Source organism: Priestia sp. GS2 (assembly GCF_036409025.1).
GTDB lineage: Bacteria > Bacillota > Bacilli > Bacillales > Bacillaceae_H > Priestia > Priestia aryabhattai_A.
In genome coordinates, this window is record NZ_JAZGJX010000001.1 from 477,517 (window position 1) to 496,603 (window position 19,087).

General features: G+C 38.4%; 17 protein-coding genes. 12 read left to right on the forward strand and 5 right to left on the reverse strand.

Features of this window, described 5'->3' with window-relative positions; genetic code table 11:
* Nucleotides 1-109 precede the first annotated feature (109 nt).
* The 3 genes from spoIVB to V2145_RS02510 all read left to right on the forward strand — a co-directional run bounded on the left by spoIVB (nt 110) and on the right by V2145_RS02510 (nt 3,043).
* A complete protein-coding gene (gene spoIVB, locus V2145_RS02500; RefSeq protein ID WP_094910756.1) occupies nt 110-1,387 on the forward strand; it encodes a SpoIVB peptidase in 1,278 nt (425 codons plus the stop codon).
* A 225-nt stretch (nt 1,388-1,612) separates the two neighbouring features.
* Entirely contained in the window at nt 1,613-2,404 is a 792-nt protein-coding gene (spo0A, locus tag V2145_RS02505; RefSeq protein ID WP_094910755.1) for a sporulation transcription factor Spo0A, read from the forward strand.
* 378 nt (nt 2,405-2,782) lie between these two features.
* The gene (locus V2145_RS02510; protein WP_094910754.1) at nt 2,783-3,043 is read left to right on the forward strand and encodes a DUF2798 domain-containing protein; all 261 of its coding nucleotides are present in this window, start codon (nt 2,783-2,785) and stop codon (nt 3,041-3,043) included.
* A gap of 58 nt (nt 3,044-3,101) precedes the next feature.
* On the opposite strand, the gene V2145_RS02515 is transcribed toward V2145_RS02510, so the two are convergent.
* The 4 genes from V2145_RS02515 to V2145_RS02530 form a co-directional block, all read right to left on the reverse strand.
* A protein-coding gene (locus V2145_RS02515) for an IS3 family transposase (protein WP_330987294.1) occupies nt 3,102-4,252 on the reverse strand; the annotation gives its coding sequence in 2 pieces (ribosomal slippage) (nt 3,102-3,979 and nt 3,979-4,252; 1,152 coding nt in all).
* Nucleotides 4,253-4,361: 109 nt separating this feature from the next.
* Nucleotides 4,362-5,933 (reverse strand): L-lactate permease, encoded by a 1,572-nt coding sequence (locus V2145_RS02520; RefSeq protein ID WP_094910753.1) that lies wholly within the window; start codon nt 5,931-5,933, stop codon nt 4,362-4,364.
* 49 nt (nt 5,934-5,982) lie between these two features.
* Nucleotides 5,983-6,924 carry an L-lactate dehydrogenase gene (locus V2145_RS02525; protein ID WP_094910752.1) on the reverse strand — a complete coding sequence of 314 codons (942 nt, stop codon included), beginning with the start codon at nt 6,922-6,924 and terminating at the stop codon, nt 5,983-5,985.
* A 260-nt stretch (nt 6,925-7,184) separates the two neighbouring features.
* The gene (locus V2145_RS02530; protein ID WP_330987295.1) at nt 7,185-7,328 is read right to left on the reverse strand and encodes a YycC family protein; all 144 of its coding nucleotides are present in this window, start codon (nt 7,326-7,328) and stop codon (nt 7,185-7,187) included.
* A gap of 101 nt (nt 7,329-7,429) precedes the next feature.
* Between V2145_RS02530 and V2145_RS02535 the strand changes: the two genes are divergently transcribed.
* Complete coding sequence (locus V2145_RS02535; RefSeq protein ID WP_094910750.1) at nt 7,430-8,158, forward strand: glycerophosphodiester phosphodiesterase; 729 nt, start codon at nt 7,430-7,432, stop codon at nt 8,156-8,158.
* A gap of 13 nt (nt 8,159-8,171) precedes the next feature.
* Here the strand turns inward: V2145_RS02535 and V2145_RS02540 are convergent, their stop codons facing one another.
* Nucleotides 8,172-8,432, reverse strand: coding sequence for a DUF2627 domain-containing protein (locus V2145_RS02540; protein WP_131888278.1), 261 nt, complete (start codon nt 8,430-8,432; stop codon nt 8,172-8,174).
* Between the two features lie 145 nt (nt 8,433-8,577).
* Here V2145_RS02540 and V2145_RS02545 point away from each other — a divergent pair, with 145 nt between their 5' ends.
* The 8 genes from V2145_RS02545 to V2145_RS02580 all read left to right on the forward strand — a co-directional run bounded on the left by V2145_RS02545 (nt 8,578) and on the right by V2145_RS02580 (nt 18,980).
* Nucleotides 8,578-10,647, forward strand: coding sequence for a sigma 54-interacting transcriptional regulator (locus tag V2145_RS02545; RefSeq protein WP_131888277.1), 2,070 nt, complete (start codon nt 8,578-8,580; stop codon nt 10,645-10,647).
* 230 nt (nt 10,648-10,877) lie between these two features.
* Nucleotides 10,878-11,786 (forward strand): phosphate butyryltransferase, encoded by a 909-nt coding sequence (gene yqiS / locus V2145_RS02550; protein ID WP_330987296.1) that lies wholly within the window; start codon nt 10,878-10,880, stop codon nt 11,784-11,786.
* 15 nt (nt 11,787-11,801) lie between these two features.
* Complete coding sequence (gene bcd / locus V2145_RS02555) at nt 11,802-12,902, forward strand: branched-chain amino acid dehydrogenase (protein WP_094910746.1); 1,101 nt, start codon at nt 11,802-11,804, stop codon at nt 12,900-12,902.
* Nucleotides 12,903-13,143: 241 nt separating this feature from the next.
* Nucleotides 13,144-14,244 carry a butyrate kinase gene (gene buk / locus V2145_RS02560; RefSeq protein ID WP_094910912.1) on the forward strand — a complete coding sequence of 367 codons (1,101 nt, stop codon included), beginning with the start codon at nt 13,144-13,146 and terminating at the stop codon, nt 14,242-14,244.
* Between the two features lie 20 nt (nt 14,245-14,264).
* Nucleotides 14,265-15,686 carry a dihydrolipoyl dehydrogenase gene (gene lpdA, locus V2145_RS02565; protein WP_330987297.1) on the forward strand — a complete coding sequence of 474 codons (1,422 nt, stop codon included), beginning with the start codon at nt 14,265-14,267 and terminating at the stop codon, nt 15,684-15,686.
* A 21-nt stretch (nt 15,687-15,707) separates the two neighbouring features.
* Nucleotides 15,708-16,700 carry a thiamine pyrophosphate-dependent dehydrogenase E1 component subunit alpha gene (locus tag V2145_RS02570; RefSeq protein ID WP_330987298.1) on the forward strand — a complete coding sequence of 331 codons (993 nt, stop codon included), beginning with the start codon at nt 15,708-15,710 and terminating at the stop codon, nt 16,698-16,700.
* A gap of 13 nt (nt 16,701-16,713) precedes the next feature.
* A complete protein-coding gene (locus V2145_RS02575; RefSeq protein ID WP_094910743.1) occupies nt 16,714-17,697 on the forward strand; it encodes an alpha-ketoacid dehydrogenase subunit beta in 984 nt (327 codons plus the stop codon).
* A 14-nt stretch (nt 17,698-17,711) separates the two neighbouring features.
* Nucleotides 17,712-18,980, forward strand: a complete 1,269-nt coding sequence (locus tag V2145_RS02580) for a dihydrolipoamide acetyltransferase family protein (protein WP_094910742.1) — start codon at nt 17,712-17,714, stop codon at nt 18,978-18,980.
* Nucleotides 18,981-19,087: the final 107 nt, after the last annotated feature.

The window sequence follows — 19,087 nt, forward strand, 5'->3', positions numbered from 1 at the left end:
TTTCCTGCCGTTCTTTTTATTTTTCTTTGAACTTCGGTTATAAATGGGCTATAAGAAGGCAAAAGTAAAAGTGTAGCCATTTAGGCGAGGAAGCGAGGAGAGTGAAAAGATGAACAATCGAATTAGATATATAATTGGTGCAATTCTCCTTGTTTCGTTTATTTTTGTAGGCTTTATCCCTGTTGTGCAGCAATACCTTACTATCCCAAAACAAATGACATTGTTTAAAAGTGATGAAGTGAATTTTCCTACATCGTTAGCAGTTAGCACTCATAGTAATGATGTTATTGAAACGATGAAACAAGACGCTAAGCTTAGTATCGCTGGCAAAGAAGTAGGAAAAGAAGAAATGATGCTTCACCTTGCAGGAGTACCGGTCAAAAGAGTAGATGTTCAAGTATTATCTGACTTTAAAGTCATTCCTGGAGGACAATCAATTGGTGTCAAGCTGAACTCTAAAGGTGTTTTAGTTGTTGGTTATCATCAAGTTGATACGAAAGATGGAAAGAAATCTCCTGGTGAAATTGCAGGCATCCAAGTAGGCGACATGATTACAAAGATCAATGGCAAAACGATTGAAAAGATGAGTGATATTACCCCATTTATTCAGCAAGCAGGAAAAACTGGAGAGCCTTTAAAATTGCAAGTAATGAGAGAAAAAGAACAATTTCAAACAAAGTTATATCCTTTAAAAGACAAAGAAGATTACGCGTATCGAATTGGTCTATATATTAGAGATTCGGCAGCGGGTATTGGTACGATGACTTTCTATGATCCAAAATCAAAGAAATATGGAGCGTTAGGTCATGTCATTTCCGATATGGATACCAAAAAACCAATTGTTGTAGAAGATGGGCAAATTGTACGCTCTACCGTCACATCAATTGAAAAAGGTGAAAATGGCGTTCCAGGCGAGAAGCTAGCACGCTTCTCAGAAGATAAAGAAATTATCGGCAACATCAAAACAAATAGCCCATTTGGTATCTTTGGAAAGCTATCTGAAACGATGGAAAACGGTATTTTAGATAAGCCAATGCCGATTTCACTATCTCATCAAGTAAAAGAAGGACCCGCTAAGATTCTAACGGTAGTTGAAAATGATAAGGTGGAAGAGTTCGATGTGGAAGTTGTTAGTAGCATTCCGCAAAAATTCCCTGCTACTAAAGGGATGGTCATTAAAATTACAGACAAAGAGTTATTAGACAAAACAGGTGGTATTGTGCAAGGAATGAGCGGCAGCCCAATTATTCAAGATGGTAAAGTAATCGGAGCTGTTACGCATGTATTTGTTAATGATCCAACTTCAGGATATGGTGTGCATATTGAGTGGATGTTAAATGAAGCTGGTATTAATATTTATAAAAAAGAATCAAAAAGAGCGAGCTAACGATAAATAGTTCGCTCTTTTTGTGATGAAAAGACTGTCGTAATACCGTTAGAAAAACGTCGAAAAAACCAGAAAACACAAGGAATTTATGGAATAATGATAAAAAAGACTTTTTTATAAAAAAATAAAGGAAATAATGTTGCATTGTCGAATTTGTCCTTTAGAATAAAGAGTAGAGACATGCGGGACTGGCGTATAAGTTAAGGGAATGAGGAGGAAGATACTTTGAAAAAAATTAAAGTATGTTTAGTCGATGATAATAGAGAATTAATTGGACTGCTTGAGGATTACATTTCTGAACAAGATGATATGGAAGTAATCGGGGTTGCGTATAACGGGCAGGAATGTTTGTCTATTTTAAAAGATAAAGATCCAGACGTGCTTGTACTAGATATCATCATGCCTCATTTAGATGGGCTTGCAGTATTGAGTCAATTAAAGGAAATGAAAAAAGAAAACTATCCTAACGTAATTATGCTAACCGCTTTTGGTCAAGAAGACGTGACGAAAAAGGCAGTCGATTTAGGCGCTGCTTATTTTATTTTAAAGCCATTTGATATGGAAAACTTAGTAAACCATATTCGCCAGGTAAGCGGTCAAGCTTCATCTTTCACAAACCGTTCATCCTCATCAGCAATGCGCTTACAGCGTGATAATAAGCCTGCGAACTTAGATGCAAGCATCACAAGCATTATTCATGAAATTGGCGTGCCTGCTCACATTAAAGGCTATTTATATTTACGTGAAGCGATTTCCATGGTTTATAAAGATATTGAATTACTGGGTTCAATTACAAAAGTCCTTTATCCGGATATTGCTAAAAAATATAATACTACAGCAAGTCGTGTGGAACGTGCGATTCGTCATGCAATTGAAGTAGCATGGAGCAGAGGTAATATCGATTCAATTTCCTCTTTATTCGGCTATACGGTTAGCATGACAAAAGCAAAGCCTACAAATTCAGAGTTTATCGCCATGGTTGCGGATAAATTACGTCTTGAACACAAAGCTTCTTGAGAGGGTAAGAAGTAAACGAAGGCTTACTAACTGTTAAATATGAACGAGATAGTACAATAAAAAACATCATTCTTTACGAGGACGCTAATCCGATAAAGAATGATGTTTTTTATTGTACTAGTTTTTCAAAACCTAGTGATGATGTTTACGCATTAAGTCTAATAACGTTAATGCGTGTCTGTATAATTAGATTTAACAATAGTTAATTTACTAAAATAAATATAGGTGATACCATATATACTTGTAAAAGTGTTGAATTGTAGAGAAGTGGAACGAGCTGTTACACATACTTGTTATTTTTTTCACATATTGAATACGTAATATAACATTCACTCCCACTTTTAATTTATCTATTAAAAAAGAAGGTGACATTCAAAATTGAGGATTCATATAAGATATAAGCGTATTATTTTTGCCTTCTGCATGGCTTTAAGTATTTCTTGTTTTGTTTCATTTATGTTGGTATCCATTAACTTTGGTTACAATGATACATTTATGCAAACGTGGTTAAAAATCTGGTCTGAAGCTTTTGTATGTGCTTTTTTTGGCTCTTATTTCTTTCCAATCGGGATTAATAAACTAATGAGTAAAATTCAGTTTGTAGAAAAATCTCTAAATGGTAGTGGTAAAGAAATATAAAAAAACTCGGCTTAAAAGGGACTGACCCCTGTTTTTGAGACAGGAATCAAAACACCTTTTAAACAACCAGTTTTCTGTATTGTACAGGAGACTGGTTGTTTAATTTTGTTTGAATACGGGCATGGTTATAATACGTAATATAGCTTTTGACGGTTTGCTCTACGATGGTAGTCGTAGTGTATGTCAACTCGTCAAGGTAGAACGTTTCAGACTTTAGTGAGGAATGAAACGATTCAATTGAGGCATTATCTGCGGGCGTCCCTTTTCGGGACATACTCATGATAATGCCTTTCTCTTTAATTGTTTGTTGATAAGCATACGATGTGTACACAGAGCCTTGATCACTATGCAACGTACACCCTTCCGGTAGAGAAGGGAGTTGGTTAAGCGTGTCTAAAACAAACGCGACATTTTGACAATCACCTATGGAATACGCAATAATCTCTCCGTTAAATAAATCTTGAATACTTGAAAGATACAATGGTTTCGGCCCAAAAGGCAAGTACGTAATATCGGTCACGAGCTTTTGAAGAGGGCGTTCAGCTTGAAAGTCACGATTTAATACATTCTCTGCAACCTGATAAGGTTGCCCTGTTCGCTGCCGTTTCTTCCGTTTAACACGACATTGCCAACCGTATTTCTGCATGGTACGCTGCACAAACTTGTGGTTAATCTTCATGGTTCGCTTGAGTACAGCTGTGATTTTTCGATAGCCATATCGAAACTTGTGTGCACGACATTGTTCACCCACTTGCTGTTCCATCCATTTCTTTCGTGTATCCTGTTGACTATGCTGCTTCCAACGGTAGTAAGTGGATCGGGGAATACCAAGATGGAAACAGATTTGATAAATAGGGATTTGTTCTTTTAACTCTTCCACTAGGTTCACTGCGATTTCTGGTACCACTTCCTTTCCAATTCCTTGTACTTTTTTAAAATCTCGATTTGTTGCTTTAACTGTCGGTTCTCAGCCTCTAACTTCGCTGTCTCGCTTTCAAAATCAGGACCTTTTCCATAGGCATATTGCTTGCCTACTGGCTGTTCCAACCGGTGTACATCCCCAGTTTGATACCACTTCATCCACGTTTTTAATTGGGTAGGATTTCGAATGTTTAGTTGTGATAAGACTTCTTTTACAGGTACACCGGCTAATCTCATTTCAATTGCCTTTAACTTTAGTTCGACTGGATAACTAACTCTTGTTCCCATAGAAAAAACACCTCCAAGTGATGGTTAGGTACTACATACCCAGTTTTCAACTTAAAGGTGTTTTTTATTTGTCTCACTTTACGGGGTCAGTCCCAAAAGCCGAGTTTTTTTATTGAAAAAGAGATAAGATAAAAGTCCAAATACAAACAAATAAAAGTAAAGTGAGGCTGTAGCGCAGCGTCATTTTGGTTAACTCAGCTTCTTTTCCTGTTTGGCCAACTGCTGCTGTTGCAATAGCAATTGACTGTGGAGATACGAGCTTTGCCATGACTCCTCCAGCTGTGTTGCTAGCAACTAGCATAGAAGGATTTGTTCCAATTAAAGACGCGGCCGTTGTTTGAATTGGAGCAAAAAGCGTATTGTTATTCACAACAGAACCTGTCATAAACACACCAATCCAGCCAAGAACAGGGGAGAAGAAAGGAAAAATTTGACCTGCTTCAGCTACCGCATTCCCAAGTGCCATCGTTAATCCACCGTATGTCATTAGTTTGGCGATACTAATGACAGCACAGATCATCCCAATGGGAATGATAAATTCTTTTATTGTCTTTCCTAGAAGTGCTAGGCTCCGAGATAGACTAATTTTTTTCGTTGTTAAAACAGTGGTTACAGCAGCCAAAAGGATGGCCGTTCCAGTTGCTCCAATAAAGTCAATTGAAAGTGCAATTGGTGTTCCAGGAGCATTAAAAGTGAAAACAAAAGATGATAACAGGTTTCCTGGTTGGAAAAGAGATTTGAAAACTGGAAGACTCCAAAGCAGTACAAATCCTGTTAACAAATAAAAAGGTGACCATGAAAGAATGATGTCTTTTAATGCGTACTTGTTTACAGTAGAGACTTGTCCATTTAGTAAGAAAATACGCTTTGGCTGCCATTTACGTAAGAAAAGAGCAAGGGCTCCCATTGCTAGAAGCGCAGGAATAATATCAGCAAGCTCTGGCCCAATCCAGATAGTCATAGCGGCTTGTGCACTAGTATAAACAAAAGACGTGACCAAAATAGCAGGGAGCGTTTCTTTAACTCCTCGCCATCCATCAAGTAATAAGATGAGCAAGAAAGGAATCGTAAAGTTAACCAAAGGGAGCGTTAAAGCTGTTTGAACAGATACATCCATAGCACTTACATTCTCTAACTGAAAAGTATCAACGATTGCTATTGGAATACCAATGGCACCAAACGCACCAGATGCTCCGTTTGCTATTAGGCAAAGCATAGCTGCCTGAAGTGGCTTAAAGCCGAGTGAAACGAGCAGCACGGCGCAAATTGCAATTGGTACACCAAAGCCCGCAGCTCCTTCTAAAAAGGCATTAAAGCAAAAGCCGATGAGCAACAGTTGAAGTCGCTGATCACTGGAGATGTTGATAATACTACCTCTTAGAACATCAAATTTCCCGGTTTCGACGGCAATTTTGTAAAGCCAAACCGCCATAATAATAATATAGCCGATAGGCCAAATACCTTGAATGAAACCTTGAATTACGCTCCCAACTGCATTGGTAGGTGAAAGGTCAAAAAAGTAAACAACAAGAAACAGTGTAATAGCTAGGTTTAATAGTGCTGCATAAATCCCTTTCATTTTAAAAAGAGTTAAGCATATTAAAAATGAGATAATAGGAATAGCTGCAATAAGTGCTGAAAGTGTAAGATTCTCAAATGGATTATACGTATCAACAAGCATTTAAACGGCTCCTTTAGGAAGCGAGAAAGCGAACTTACTCGCTTTCTGCTTAGTTTGTTAAAGTGAAAAGTGATTTCTGAATTTCTTTTAACGTTTGAATAGATTCTGAGAACTTTTTTTGTTCCATCTCATCTAACGGAAGTTCTAAGACTTTTTTGACACCTCCGCGATGAATGATACTTGGAACACCCACATAAATATCGTGCTGATCGTATTCACCATCTAAATAGGCTCCTACTGGAAGAACAACTTGCTCATTTTTTAAGATAGCTCTCGTAATCCTGGCTAGCCCCATTGCAATACCGTAATAAGTAGCGCCTTTTGATTTGATAATGTCATAAGCTGCATTTCGTACTTGAACAGCAATTTCTTCTTTTCGTTGTGGTGATAGCTGATTTGCAATTGGTGTTCCACAAATATTTGCTCCGCTCCAAACGGCAAGCTGAGAATCACCATGTTCTCCAATGATATAACCATGAACGCTTGTTGGAGCTGCACCAAGCTCTTCACTGAGGAGGTGGCGGAAACGAGCTGAATCAAGGATGGTGCCTGAACCAATTACGCGTTCCTTTGGAAGACCTGAAAATTTCCATGTGGCATAGGTAAGAATATCAACTGGGTTTGTCGCTACTAAAAAAATGCCATTAAATCCAGATTCCATAACTCCATTTACAATATGTTCGAAGATTTGGACATTTTTATGAACAAGGTCAAGTCTCGTTTCTCCTGGCTTTTGAGCAGCTCCTGCACAAATTACGACAATAGCAGCGTCTTTACAATCATCATACGTTCCAAAAGAAATGTGCATAGAGCTTGGAGCATATACGATACCGTGAGCTAAATCCATTACATCACCGCGTGCTTTTTCTGCGTTTAAATCAACTAATACTAACTCATCGCAAATACCTTGATTCATTAATGAATACGCATAGCTTGCTCCAACTGCACCTGTACCTACTAACACAACTTTATTTCCTAACGTCATTTCCATAAGAGTGCCTCCTCAAGAGAATAGTATGTGAAATATTTCACATATTCGGATAAATAAAAAACAAATCAACTTTATTTTTTAGGCTCATTTCAACAAAAAAGATATTGTGAAATGTTTCACAAGTAGATAATAACACTTGATTTTTCATTTGGCAACAACAAAATATCATTTTTTATTAAAAGTTAATTAAATAAAAAAGGCCTTAAAAAAGGCCTTTTTTATCTTCTGTAGTTTCATAATAGCTAGTGCTATTTTTGATATTAGTTATTTTCGTCTTCTTTATCCAGCTGAGCAAGCTTTTGCAATAGGATATGCTGTGGCATGTGCATCAGTTGTTCTAAAGGGACGTTCAGTTTGACAGCCAGTTTGACAGCCGTATCAGGTGAGATTTGTAGTGGTCTCATACATATCAACTCCTATTCTCTTGTAAAATATATGTGTAAGCATTATGATAAATTGCAACTACCTTGTTAATCATAAGTCATAATGAAGGGATTGAGCAAGTATGCGTATTATGGGTCACAGAGGAGCAGCAGGGACGTTTCCTGAAAATACAATGATTTCGTTTGAAGAAGCAATCAGAGTAGGAGCAGATGGAATTGAACTTGATGTTCATATGTCCAAAGACGGTGAGCTCATGGTTATTCATGATGAAAAAGTTGATCGAACAACAAATGGTAAAGGATATATAAGAGACTTTAACTATAAAGAATTAAGAAGTCTTGATGCGAGCTATAAATTTAAAAAGAAATACGGAGCTTGTCAAATACCTACGTTAAATGAAGTACTAGCTTGGGCTTCTAACCAGCAGTTTTCTGTTAATATTGAATTGAAAAATAACCTGTTTGAGTATGCTTATTTAGAAATGAAGGTACTTGATCTCATCTACTATTATAAAATGAAAGAGCGTATCATTATATCTTCATTTAATCATAATAGCTTAGCAAGAGTCACATCTTTTGATTCAACAATTGAAACAGCTATTTTATATTCATATCCAATGTTTGAACCCTGGATTTATGCTCAACACCTTGGTGCTAGAGCACTTCATCCAAATTATCGCACAGTTAATCAAGTAAACGTAGCCGCTTCCAAAGACTATCGTATCCCTGTGCGGCCATATACAGTGAATGATGTAAAGCTAGCGAAACAGCTATACGGATATGGTTGTGAATCCATCATCACTGATTATCCTGAGAAAATGATTAAAGAATTTGCTGCTAATCGTATGTAATAAAAAAGCATCTCTATTTTTTTGATAGAGATGCTTTCTCTTTTTGCTGAAAGCGAGGTTGAACCTTTTGACGCTTTCGATCTCGATGAAGAATAAAACCTGCTACAAATCCTAAACCAATTACAAACAATAGTAACCCTATGGTAAATTGAAGCATTAAGGATGAAAAAGGAGGCTGTAAAATTCCAAACACCATATCTCTCATTAATTTAATGCCATACCCTGCTAAAACTCCGGGAATTAATAAAATGAGCAACGCAATAATCCTCATCATAGTTAGGAAATCCTTTCCTGATCTGTCTTACTTAAATGATAAAACAGCAAAAAAAATTGTCAATACTGTTTAAAGTTTTATATGATAAAGTAGTGCAAGAAGTTGCAGAGTATTTTTCCATTTTAAATGAAAAAGGTGAAAAAATATGCAAACTGTGTTGATTATTGGTGCTAACACGGGTGGATTAGCCGTACTAAAAATGATTGAAGAAGCCGAGGGAATAAAGGTAGTTGGAGTAGTAGACGTTAATTCTAAAGCCCCAGCGATGAAGTATGCAGAGCAATTAGGAATAAAAGTTTCCACAACCTGGAGGTCTTTTCTCCATAAAGGTGTAGACGTCATTGTAGATGCGACTGGGAATGAATATGTGTTTCAGGAACTACATAAGCAAAAACAAAGTAATACGTTACTGATACCAGGTTCAGTTGCTAAAATGATGGCTAGCTTAATGGACCAAAAAGAAGAGTTAATTGAACGCTTAACGCATGAATCAGATAAGTATAATCTAATCTTTAACTCTACACATGATGCAATGATTGTTGTAGATAAAGAGGCGAAAGTAACCCTCTTTAATAAAAGTGCTGAAAGAATCACGGGCTTAAAAAGTGAAAATGTCATTGGAAAGCATATCCATGAATCCATTCCAGCAAGCGAGTTACCAACAACTTTACTGACAAAACGAACGGATTATAATCGAGAGTTTACTATTACCAATAGTCATAAAGTAATTACGTCACGTATTCCTATGGTTAATGAAAAAGGAGAATTATTTGGAGCCTTTTCTGTTTTTAAAGATATTACAGAAGTGGTAAATTTAGCTGAAGAAGTGACGAATTTAAAGGATATTCAAACTATGCTTGAAGCAATTATTCAGTCATCAGAAGAAGCCATTTCAGTTGTGGATGAAGAAGGTGTTGGGTTATTAATAAACCCTGCTTATACAAAGATTACGGGGCTTCAACGCTCAGATATTATTGGAAAGCCGGCGACCACAGATATCTCTGAAGGAGAAAGCATGCACATGCAAGTGTTAAAAACAAGAAGAGCTGTGCGTGGTGTTAGCATGAAGGTAGGGCCGAACAAAAAAGATGTTGTTGTAAACGTTGCTCCAGTTATTGTTGATGGTAAGTTAAAAGGGAGCGTAGGTGTTATCCACGATATCTCAGAGATACAGCAGCTTACTACGGAATTAAACAGAGCGCGCCAAATTATTCGTACGCTAGAAGCGAAGTATTCGTTTGCAGACATTATTGGTGAATCTGAAGAGTTTTTGTTAGCTATCGAACAAGCAAAACTAGCAGCTAAAACTCCTGCAACAGTATTATTACGCGGAGAGTCCGGAACTGGAAAAGAGCTGTTTGCCCACGCTATTCATAATGCAAGTGAACGAAAGTATAACAAATTTGTGCGCGTAAACTGCGCTGCGCTATCAGAATCTCTTTTAGAAAGCGAACTCTTTGGATATGAAGAAGGAGCATTTTCAGGTGCTAAGCGTGGAGGCAAGCGCGGGTTGTTTGAAGAAGCAAATAACGGAAGTATTTTCTTAGATGAAATCGGTGAATTATCAGCACATATGCAAGCAAAACTATTACGAGTACTGCAAGAAAAGGAATTAGTACGAGTAGGAGGAACTAGCTCAATTCCTGTAAACGTACGAGTAATTGCAGCAACGAATGTGAATTTGGAACAAGGGATTGCAGAAGGAACAATTAGACAAGATCTTTACTATCGATTAAATAAAATTCCAATCCAAATTCCGCCTCTTCGTCTGCGAAAAGAAGATATCGAGGCCTTGGCGCTACACTTGATTACAAAAATTAATCAAGACTATGGTAGAAGCGTAGAAGGTCTATCAGAAGATGCGTTGAAACTACTTCTACACTATGATTGGCCTGGGAACGTCAGAGAGCTTGAGAATATTTTGGGAAGAGCTGTTATTTATATGCAGTATAGTGAAGTGCTCATTACTGCAAAGCATCTTCCAACCTTAAATAATGTAAGTGAGCAGTCTGAATCAATACCTGTTGATTTTACTATACAAAATGGTGAAACTCTTTCAACGTTAGTGGAACAATATGAAAGAGATGTTATACTGCACGTTTTAAAAGAACATGATTATAATAAAACAAAAACTGCAAAACGTCTAAATATATCCATCCGTGCTCTTTACTACAAACTTGAAAAGTATGGAATTGCAAATATAGGCATGCAATAATATGCATAGTGTGCAAATTGTTGCGCATGGACTTATAAACTTATTAACTGATTTTGTATCCCTAAAAAATAATAAAGTCTACTGTTTTTAGCATTAATCAAGGCAATTCGTTAGAAAACGAGGGATTTTTCGATGTTATCAGTATTTGGCATGGTTCTTGCAAATATAAAAAGTGGTGAAGCTATTCGCTTCGTTTTTACCAAACTCTAACATGAAAGGTCGAGCACTTCATGATACTTAAACAGTTAATGCGTAAAAGTATAACGAATAAACAGGTTACAATCGCCGTTGCTGCTGCTGAGGACGCAGAAACCCTTGAAGCGGTTAATCAGGCCTGTGAGTACCAATTAGCTCGTTTTATTTTATATGGAAACGAAGCTAAAATTAAATCAAATTTAGAGCAAAAAATCAAAAGACGCTTGGAAGCAGGCGAAGTTACGATTGTGCATACAAATTCACCTCAACAATCTGCCCAAGAAGCAGTGCGTGCTGTAGCAATGAATGAAGCGCATATCGTTATGAAAGGTCACCTCTCAACTTCAACCATTCTTAAAGCTGTTTTACATAAAGAGAACGGTTTGCGAACTGGAAACGTCTTGTCACACGTAGCTGCCTTTGAAATTCCAGGGTATGACAGACCTATTATTGTCACAGATGCAGCAATGAATATTGCACCAAATATTCAAGAGAAAGTACAAATTATTGAAAATGCCGTGGGTGTTGCACAAGCAATGGGGATAACCAAACCGAAAGTAGCGCCAATTGCGGCTGTTGAAGTAGTCAATCCAGCAATGGAAGCGACTACTGATGCTGCATTACTAACACAGATGAACAAGCGTGGTCAAATAAAAGGTTGTGTTGTCGATGGACCTCTTGCTTTGGATAATGCCATCAGTCACGTAGCTGCTGAGCAAAAAGGAATTCAAAGCGAAGTTGCTGGAGCAGCTGATATTTTAATGGTACCTACAATTGAATCGGGAAACATTTTATATAAATCACTTATTTATTTTGCGAGAGCAAAGGTTGGAGCTGTTATTGCTGGAGCAAAAGCGCCAATCGTACTTACGTCACGAGCAGACTCTGCTGAAAGTAAACTTTACTCGTTAGCGTTAGCAATCAACGTAGCGACACATAATTAATAGGAGGAAACAACAATGAAAATTTTTAGCTATATGGAACAATACGATTATGAACAATTAGTTTTTTGCCAAGATGAGCAATCGGGGTTAAAAGCAATTATTGCCATTCATGATACAACAATTGGGCCTGCTTTAGGTGGAACGAGAATGTGGACGTATGAGTCTGAGGAAGCGGCAATTGAAGACGCGCTGCGCCTTGCAAAAGGGATGACATATAAAAACGCAGCAGCAGGGCTTAACCTGGGAGGCGGTAAAACAGTTATTATCGGTGATCCTAAAAGAGATAAAAACGAAGAAATGTTCCGCGCGTTTGGACGTTATATTCAAGGGCTAAACGGACGCTATATTACAGCTGAAGATGTGGGAACAACTGTTGAAGATATGGACCTTGTATATCAAGAAACAGACTACGTGACAGGAGTTTCACCTGCGTTTGGTTCATCAGGAAATCCTTCGCCAGTTACGGCTTATGGAGTTTATCGCGGGATTAAAGCAGCTGCAAAAGAAGCATTCGGTACGGATATTTTAGAAGGAAAAGTAATAGCAGTTCAAGGAATCGGAAACGTTGCATATAACCTGTGTCGTCATCTTCATGAAGAAGGAGCAAAGCTCATTGTGACAGACATCAACAAGGAGTCTGTGCAGCGTGCAGTTGAAGAATTCGGTGCAAAAGCAGTAGACCCGCAGGATATTTATGGAGTAGAATGTGATATCTATGCACCTTGTGCACTAGGTGCAACAATCAATGATGAAACAATTCCACAATTAAAGGCAAAGGTAATTGCAGGAGCAGCAAACAATCAGTTAAAAGAAGCCCGTCATGGTGATATGATTCATGAAATGGGAATCATTTATGCACCGGACTATGTAATCAACGCTGGAGGAGTAATTAACGTAGCGGACGAATTGATTGGTTATAATCGTGAACGCGCATTGAAAAAGGTTGAAACGATTTATGATAATATTGAAAAAGTAATTGAAATTTCAAAGCGAGATGGAATTCCGACATATGTAGCGGCAGATCGCCTAGCAGAAGAGCGAATTGAGAAACTAAGACGCTCTCGCAGTCAGTTTTTGCAAAATGAACATCACCTTTTAAGTAGACGTTCTCGCTAATAATTAACAGCTAGGGACCTGTAGAGATACGTTCCCTAGCTTCATTTAGGCAAACAGCATTTTACCCCACTCTTAACGGATAGTAAATCCTTCTTTTAAGATGATGAGGTTACAAAGAAAAGAAGTGGGAAATCAGCTGTCTGTAAAGGTTCGGTAAGTTGAACTAAACGTCAATGGAGATAAAGAACGTTTCCGCTGATGGAAGTTAAACTTGATACAGCTAGGAGGCTCTATGTTAATTATGCAAGATTATCGAATACTCACCATTAATCCAGGATCGACATCAACGAAAATCGGTGTATTCCACAATGATCAAATGATTTTTGATCGCACGATTCGCTATGAAGCAAAAGAACTGAGTGTATTTGAAACCATTTATGATCAATATGAGTTTCGGAAAAAATCTATTCTAGAAGCGCTTGATGAAGAGGGAATTAATTTATCAAAACTTAATGCAGTCTGCGGACGTGGTGGGTTGTTACGTCCAATTGAAGGCGGTACGTATGAAGTAAATAAGCTAATGCTTACAGACTTAAAAGAAGGATATGCAGGTCACCATGCATCAAACCTTGGTGGAATCTTGGCATATGAAATCGGTTCTGGTTTGAATATTCCAGCATTCATTGTAGACCCTGTGGTTGTTGATGAATTATTGGACGTGGCTAGGATATCAGGTAGCCCATATATGGCGCGTAAAAGCATTTTTCATGCATTAAATCAAAAAGCAGTAGCCCGTAAAGTTGCTGCCAAACTTGATAAAAAATACGAAGAATTAAATTTAATTGTGACACATATGGGTGGAGGTATCACTGTAGGTGTTCATAATTATGGAAGAGTCGTTGATGTGAATAACGGTTTACATGGTGACGGTCCTTTTAGTCCAGAGAGAGCGGGAAGTGTTCCAGTGGGAGAACTTGTCCGCTTATGTTTTTCCGGTGAGTATTATCGCGAAGATATTATGAAGATGCTTGTTGGTAAAGGTGGATTAGTTGGATATTTAGGGACGTCTGATGTTCAAAAAGTTGAAAAACTTATTGAACATGGAAATGAAAAAGCAAAATTGGTGTATGAAGCAATGGCTTACCAAATTGCAAAAGAAATTGGTGCAGCAAGTGCTGTGTTAGCAGGTAAGGTCGATGCGATTATTTTAACAGGTGGAATTGCTTATTCAAAAATGTTCGTGAGTTTAATTATTGAACGCGTAAAGTGGATTGCAGATGTTACGGTGTTTCCTGGGGAAAATGAGCTTCAAGCACTGGCTGAGGGTGCACTGCGCGTCTTAAAACAGGAAGAAAAAGCAAAGCAATATCCTGGTGAGCACATTCACTCTTCTACACTTTAAAAGGAAAGGCGTGACAATATATGGCAAGAGAATATGATGTAGTAGTTCTAGGAGGAGGCACGGGCGGATACGTAGCGGCAATTCGTGCTTCTCAGCTCGGCTTAAGCGTTGCAATTGTAGAAAAAGAAAAGCTGGGTGGTACATGCCTTCATGCAGGGTGTATTCCAAGCAAAGCTTTGTTACGAAGTGCAGAAGTATTTCAAACAACAAAAAAAGCAGCCTCTTTTGGCGTTTTAGCATCTGATGTAAAACTTGATTATGAGCGTGTACAAGAGCGAAAAGATTCGATTGTCACACAGCTGTATAATGGTGTCAAAGGATTGATGAAAAAAGGCAAAATCGATGTGTATGAAGGCTTTGGTCGCATATTAGGACCATCCATCTTTTCACCGATGCCAGGAACCATTTCAGTTGAACTAAAGAGCGGTGAAGAAAATGAAATGCTTATACCAAATAACGTAATCATTTCAACGGGCTCGCGCCCAAGAACGTTACCAGGACTAACGATTGATGGAGAGTTTATCATTACATCGGATGAAGCTTTACAAATGAAAAATCTTCCTCAATCTATTATGATTGTTGGTGGCGGTGTGATTGGTGTTGAATGGGCTTCAATGCTTGCTGACTTTGGAGTTAAGGTAACAATTATTGAATACAGTGATCGGATTCTGCCGACCGAAGATTACGATGTATCAACTGAAATGAAAAAGCAGCTACAGCGAAAAGGAATTGAGGTAGTTACTTCTGCTAAAGTATTAGCGGATACTGTTGAAGTAGCTAGCAGTGTAAAAGTGAAAGCTGAAGTGAATGGTGAAACAAGTACATACGAAGCTGAAAAGATGCTTGTATCTGTTGGGCGACAAGCCAACGTTGAAGGTATTGGATTAGAAAACACAGATATTGTTGTTGAAAATGGTTTTATTAAGACAAATGAATTTTATCAAACAAAAGAGTCACATATCTATGCAATTGGTGATGTCATTGGTGGTCTTCAACTTGCACACGTTGCTTCTCATGAGGGAATTGTAGCCATCGAACATATAGGAGACAAAAAGCCGCTGCCAATTCAATATGAAACTATTTCAAAGTGCGTATATAGTAGCCCAGAAGTGGCAAGCGTGGGTTTAACAGAGCAAGAAGCAAAAGAAAAAGGTCATGCCGTGAAAGTTGGTAAAATGCCGTTTAAAGCAATTGGTAAAGCACTTGTATATGGTGAAGCAGAAGGATTTGTAAAAATCATTAAAGACGAAGAAACAAATGACTTGCTTGGAGTGCACATGATTGGTCCACACGTAACAGACATGATTTCAGAAGCGGGTCTTGCAAAAGTGTTAGATGCAACGCCATGGGAAGTTGCTCATACTATTCATCCACACCCAAGCTTATCTGAAGCAATCGGTGAAGCAGCACTAGCTGTTGATGGAAAGGCCATTCATTTTTAATTATTAAGGAGGTTTTAACTGATGACTGAAAATCGTCATGAAGCGCTAGGTTTAACAAATGAACAAGTAGTTGAAATGTATCGTACAATGCTTCTTGCTCGTAAAATTGATGAGCGTATGTGGTTACTAAATCGTGCTGGGAAGGTACCCTTTGTTATTTCGTGTCAAGGACAAGAGGCAGCGCAGGTCGGTGCAGCGTTTGCGTTAGATCGTGAGAAAGACTACGCATTACCTTATTACCGAGATATGGGAGTAGTTCTTGCGTTCGGAATGACAGCACGTGATTTAATGCTATCAGGATTTGCAAAAGCAGAAGATCCAAACTCAGGCGGTCGTCAAATGCCAGGTCACTTCGGGTATAAAAAGAAGCGCATTGTAACGGGGTCTTCTCCGGTGACAACGCAGGTTCCTCATGCTGTTGGCATTGCTTTGGCAGGTAAAATGGAGAAAAAAGAGTTGGTGACATTTGTAACATTCGGTGAAGGCTCATCAAACCAAGGTGATTTTCACGAAGGTGCTAATTTTGCAGGGGTTCATAAATTACCTGTTATTTTCATGTGTGAAAATAACAAATATGCCATTTCAGTGCCAGTAGAAAAGCAGCTTGGGTGTGAAAAGGTATCAGACCGTGCAATAGGCTATGGAATGCCTGGATACACAGTGGATGGAAACGATCCTTTAGAAGTATATAAAGTTGTAAAAGAAGCAAGAGAAAGAGCAGTAAAAGGTGAAGGACCAACACTTATTGAAACGGTTTCTAGCCGTTTAACTGCTCACTCAAGTGATGATGATGATCGTGCGTATCGTGAAGCAGACGAAATTTCAGAAGCGAAGAAAAATGATCCAATTATTCGCTTTGGTGCGTATTTAAAAGAAACTGGGACTCTAACAGATGCGAAAGAAACTGAAATGCTTGAAGAAATCATGAAAATTGTGAATGAAGCAACAGACTACGCAGAACATGCTGCATATGCAGATCCAGAATCAGCTTTAAAATACGTATACGGTGAGTGAGGAGGAAACAAAAATGCCAGTAATGTCATATATCGATGCCGTAACAATGGCTATGCGTGAAGAGATGGAAAGAGATTCACGTGTATTTGTATTAGGAGAAGATGTGGGAAGAAAAGGCGGCGTATTCAAGGCAACTAACGGCTTATATGAGCAGTTTGGAGAAGAACGAGTAATTGATACGCCGCTGGCAGAATCAGCGATTGCTGGAGTTGGAATTGGAGCAGCAATGTACGGAATGCGTCCAATTGCTGAAATGCAGTTTGCTGATTTTATCATGCCTGCTGTGAACCAAATCGTTTCAGAGGCTGCAAAAATTCGCTATCGCTCGAACAATGATTGGAACTGTCCAATTACAATTCGTGCACCTTATGGTGGAGGCGTGCACGGTGCTCTTTATCATTCACAATCAGTTGAAGCGTTGTTTGCCAATCAGCCAGGGTTAAAAATTGTGATGCCATCTACGCCTTATGATGTAAAGGGATTATTAAAAGCAGCAATCCGTGATGATGATCCGGTGTTATTCTTTGAACATAAGCGTGCATATCGCTTAATTAAAGGTGAAGTGCCAGAAGACGATTATGTACTCCCAATCGGAAAAGCAGATGTGAAACGCGAAGGCGATGATATTACTGTTATTACATATGGTCTTTGTGTCCACTTTGCACTTCAAGCAGCTGAAAAACTTGCCGCTGATGGAATTTCAGCTCATGTATTAGATTTACGTACAGTGTATCCATTAGATAAAGAAGCAATTATTGAAGCTGCATCTAAAACAGGTAAGGTGCTTCTTGTAACAGAAGATAACAAAGAAGGAAGCATCATGAGTGAAGTAGCGGCTATTATTGCAGAACATTGTTTATTTGATTTGGATGCACCCGTTCAACGTTTGGCCGGTCCAGATATTCCAGCTATGCCATATGCTCCAACGATGGAGAAGTATTTTATGGTAAATCCAGATAAAGTAGAAAAAGCAATGAGAGAATTAGCTGAATTTTAAAGGAGTTGTTTCCAATGGCAATTGAAAAAATCAAGATGCCTCAGCTTGGAGAAAGCGTAACCGAAGGCACGATTAGCAAATGGCTAGTAGCTGTGGGAGATCAAGTTAATAAATATGATCCATTAGCAGAAGTGATGACGGATAAAGTGAATGCAGAAGTTCCATCTTCATTTACGGGTGTAATTAAAGAAATTATTGCAGCTGAAGATGAGACGCTACCAGTTGGAGAAACGCTGTGTTTGATTGAAGTAGAAGGAGCACCTTCAGCAGAGGCAGCTCAAAACCCTTCAAAAGAAACGAGCGAACAAGTTTCACAATTAAATACAGCTGACCATTCCAATAAAAAGCGCTACTCACCAGCCGTTCTTCGTTTATCTCAAGAACATGGAATTAATCTTGAAACACTTATAGGGTCAGGTGCAGGTGGTCGAATTACAAGGAAAGACGTACTGGCTGCAATTGAAAAAGGTCCACAGATGGATTCAGCTGGTCATCAAGAGACGCCAAAAACAGTATCGGTTCCATCAGCAACGCCTTCACCAAAAGCAGAGGTCAAAAAGCCAGAGCCTGTTCCAACGGCTTCTGGGGATAAAGCAATTCCTGTATCTGGTGTGCGTAAAGCAATTGCTAGCAACATGTTACGAAGCAAGCACGAAATTCCTCATGCCTGGACAATGGTTGAGGTGGACGTAACAAGCCTCGTATCATATCGTGATTCTATCAAAACAGAATTTAAACAAAAAGAAGGATTTAACTTAACGTACTTTGCTTTCTTCGTCAAAGCGATTGCACAGGCTTTAACGGAATTCCCAGAAATCAATTCGATGTGGGCAGGGGATGAAATTATTCAAAAGAAAGATATTAATATTTCAATTGCTGTTGCAACAGACGATGCGCTATTCGTACCTGTCATAAAAAATGCGGATGAAAAAACAATTAAAGGAATTGCACGTGAAATTAATGAATTGGCACAAAAAGTACGAGCAGGTTCATTACAAGCAGCAGACATGCAGGGTGGAACGTTTACCGTAAATAACACAGGATCATTTGGTTCCGTTCAATCTATGGGAATCATTAACTATCCACAAGCAGCGATTCTACAGGTAGAATCCATTGTGAAACGTCCAGTTGTTATCGATAATATGATTGCCATTCGAGACATGGTTAATCTATGTTTATCTCTTGACCATCGTGTACTTGATGGACTTGTCTGTGGTCAATTCCTAAAACGCATTAAGGAAATTTTAGAATCGATGTCTAAGGAACATACATCGATTTACTAAAAATAAAAGCACAATGATTCGCTCATTGTGCTTTTATTTGTTTAATATTTAATTCGAAAAAGTTCTGCTCGTTATGACGATTTGACATAGTGGATTTTGAGAAGGTA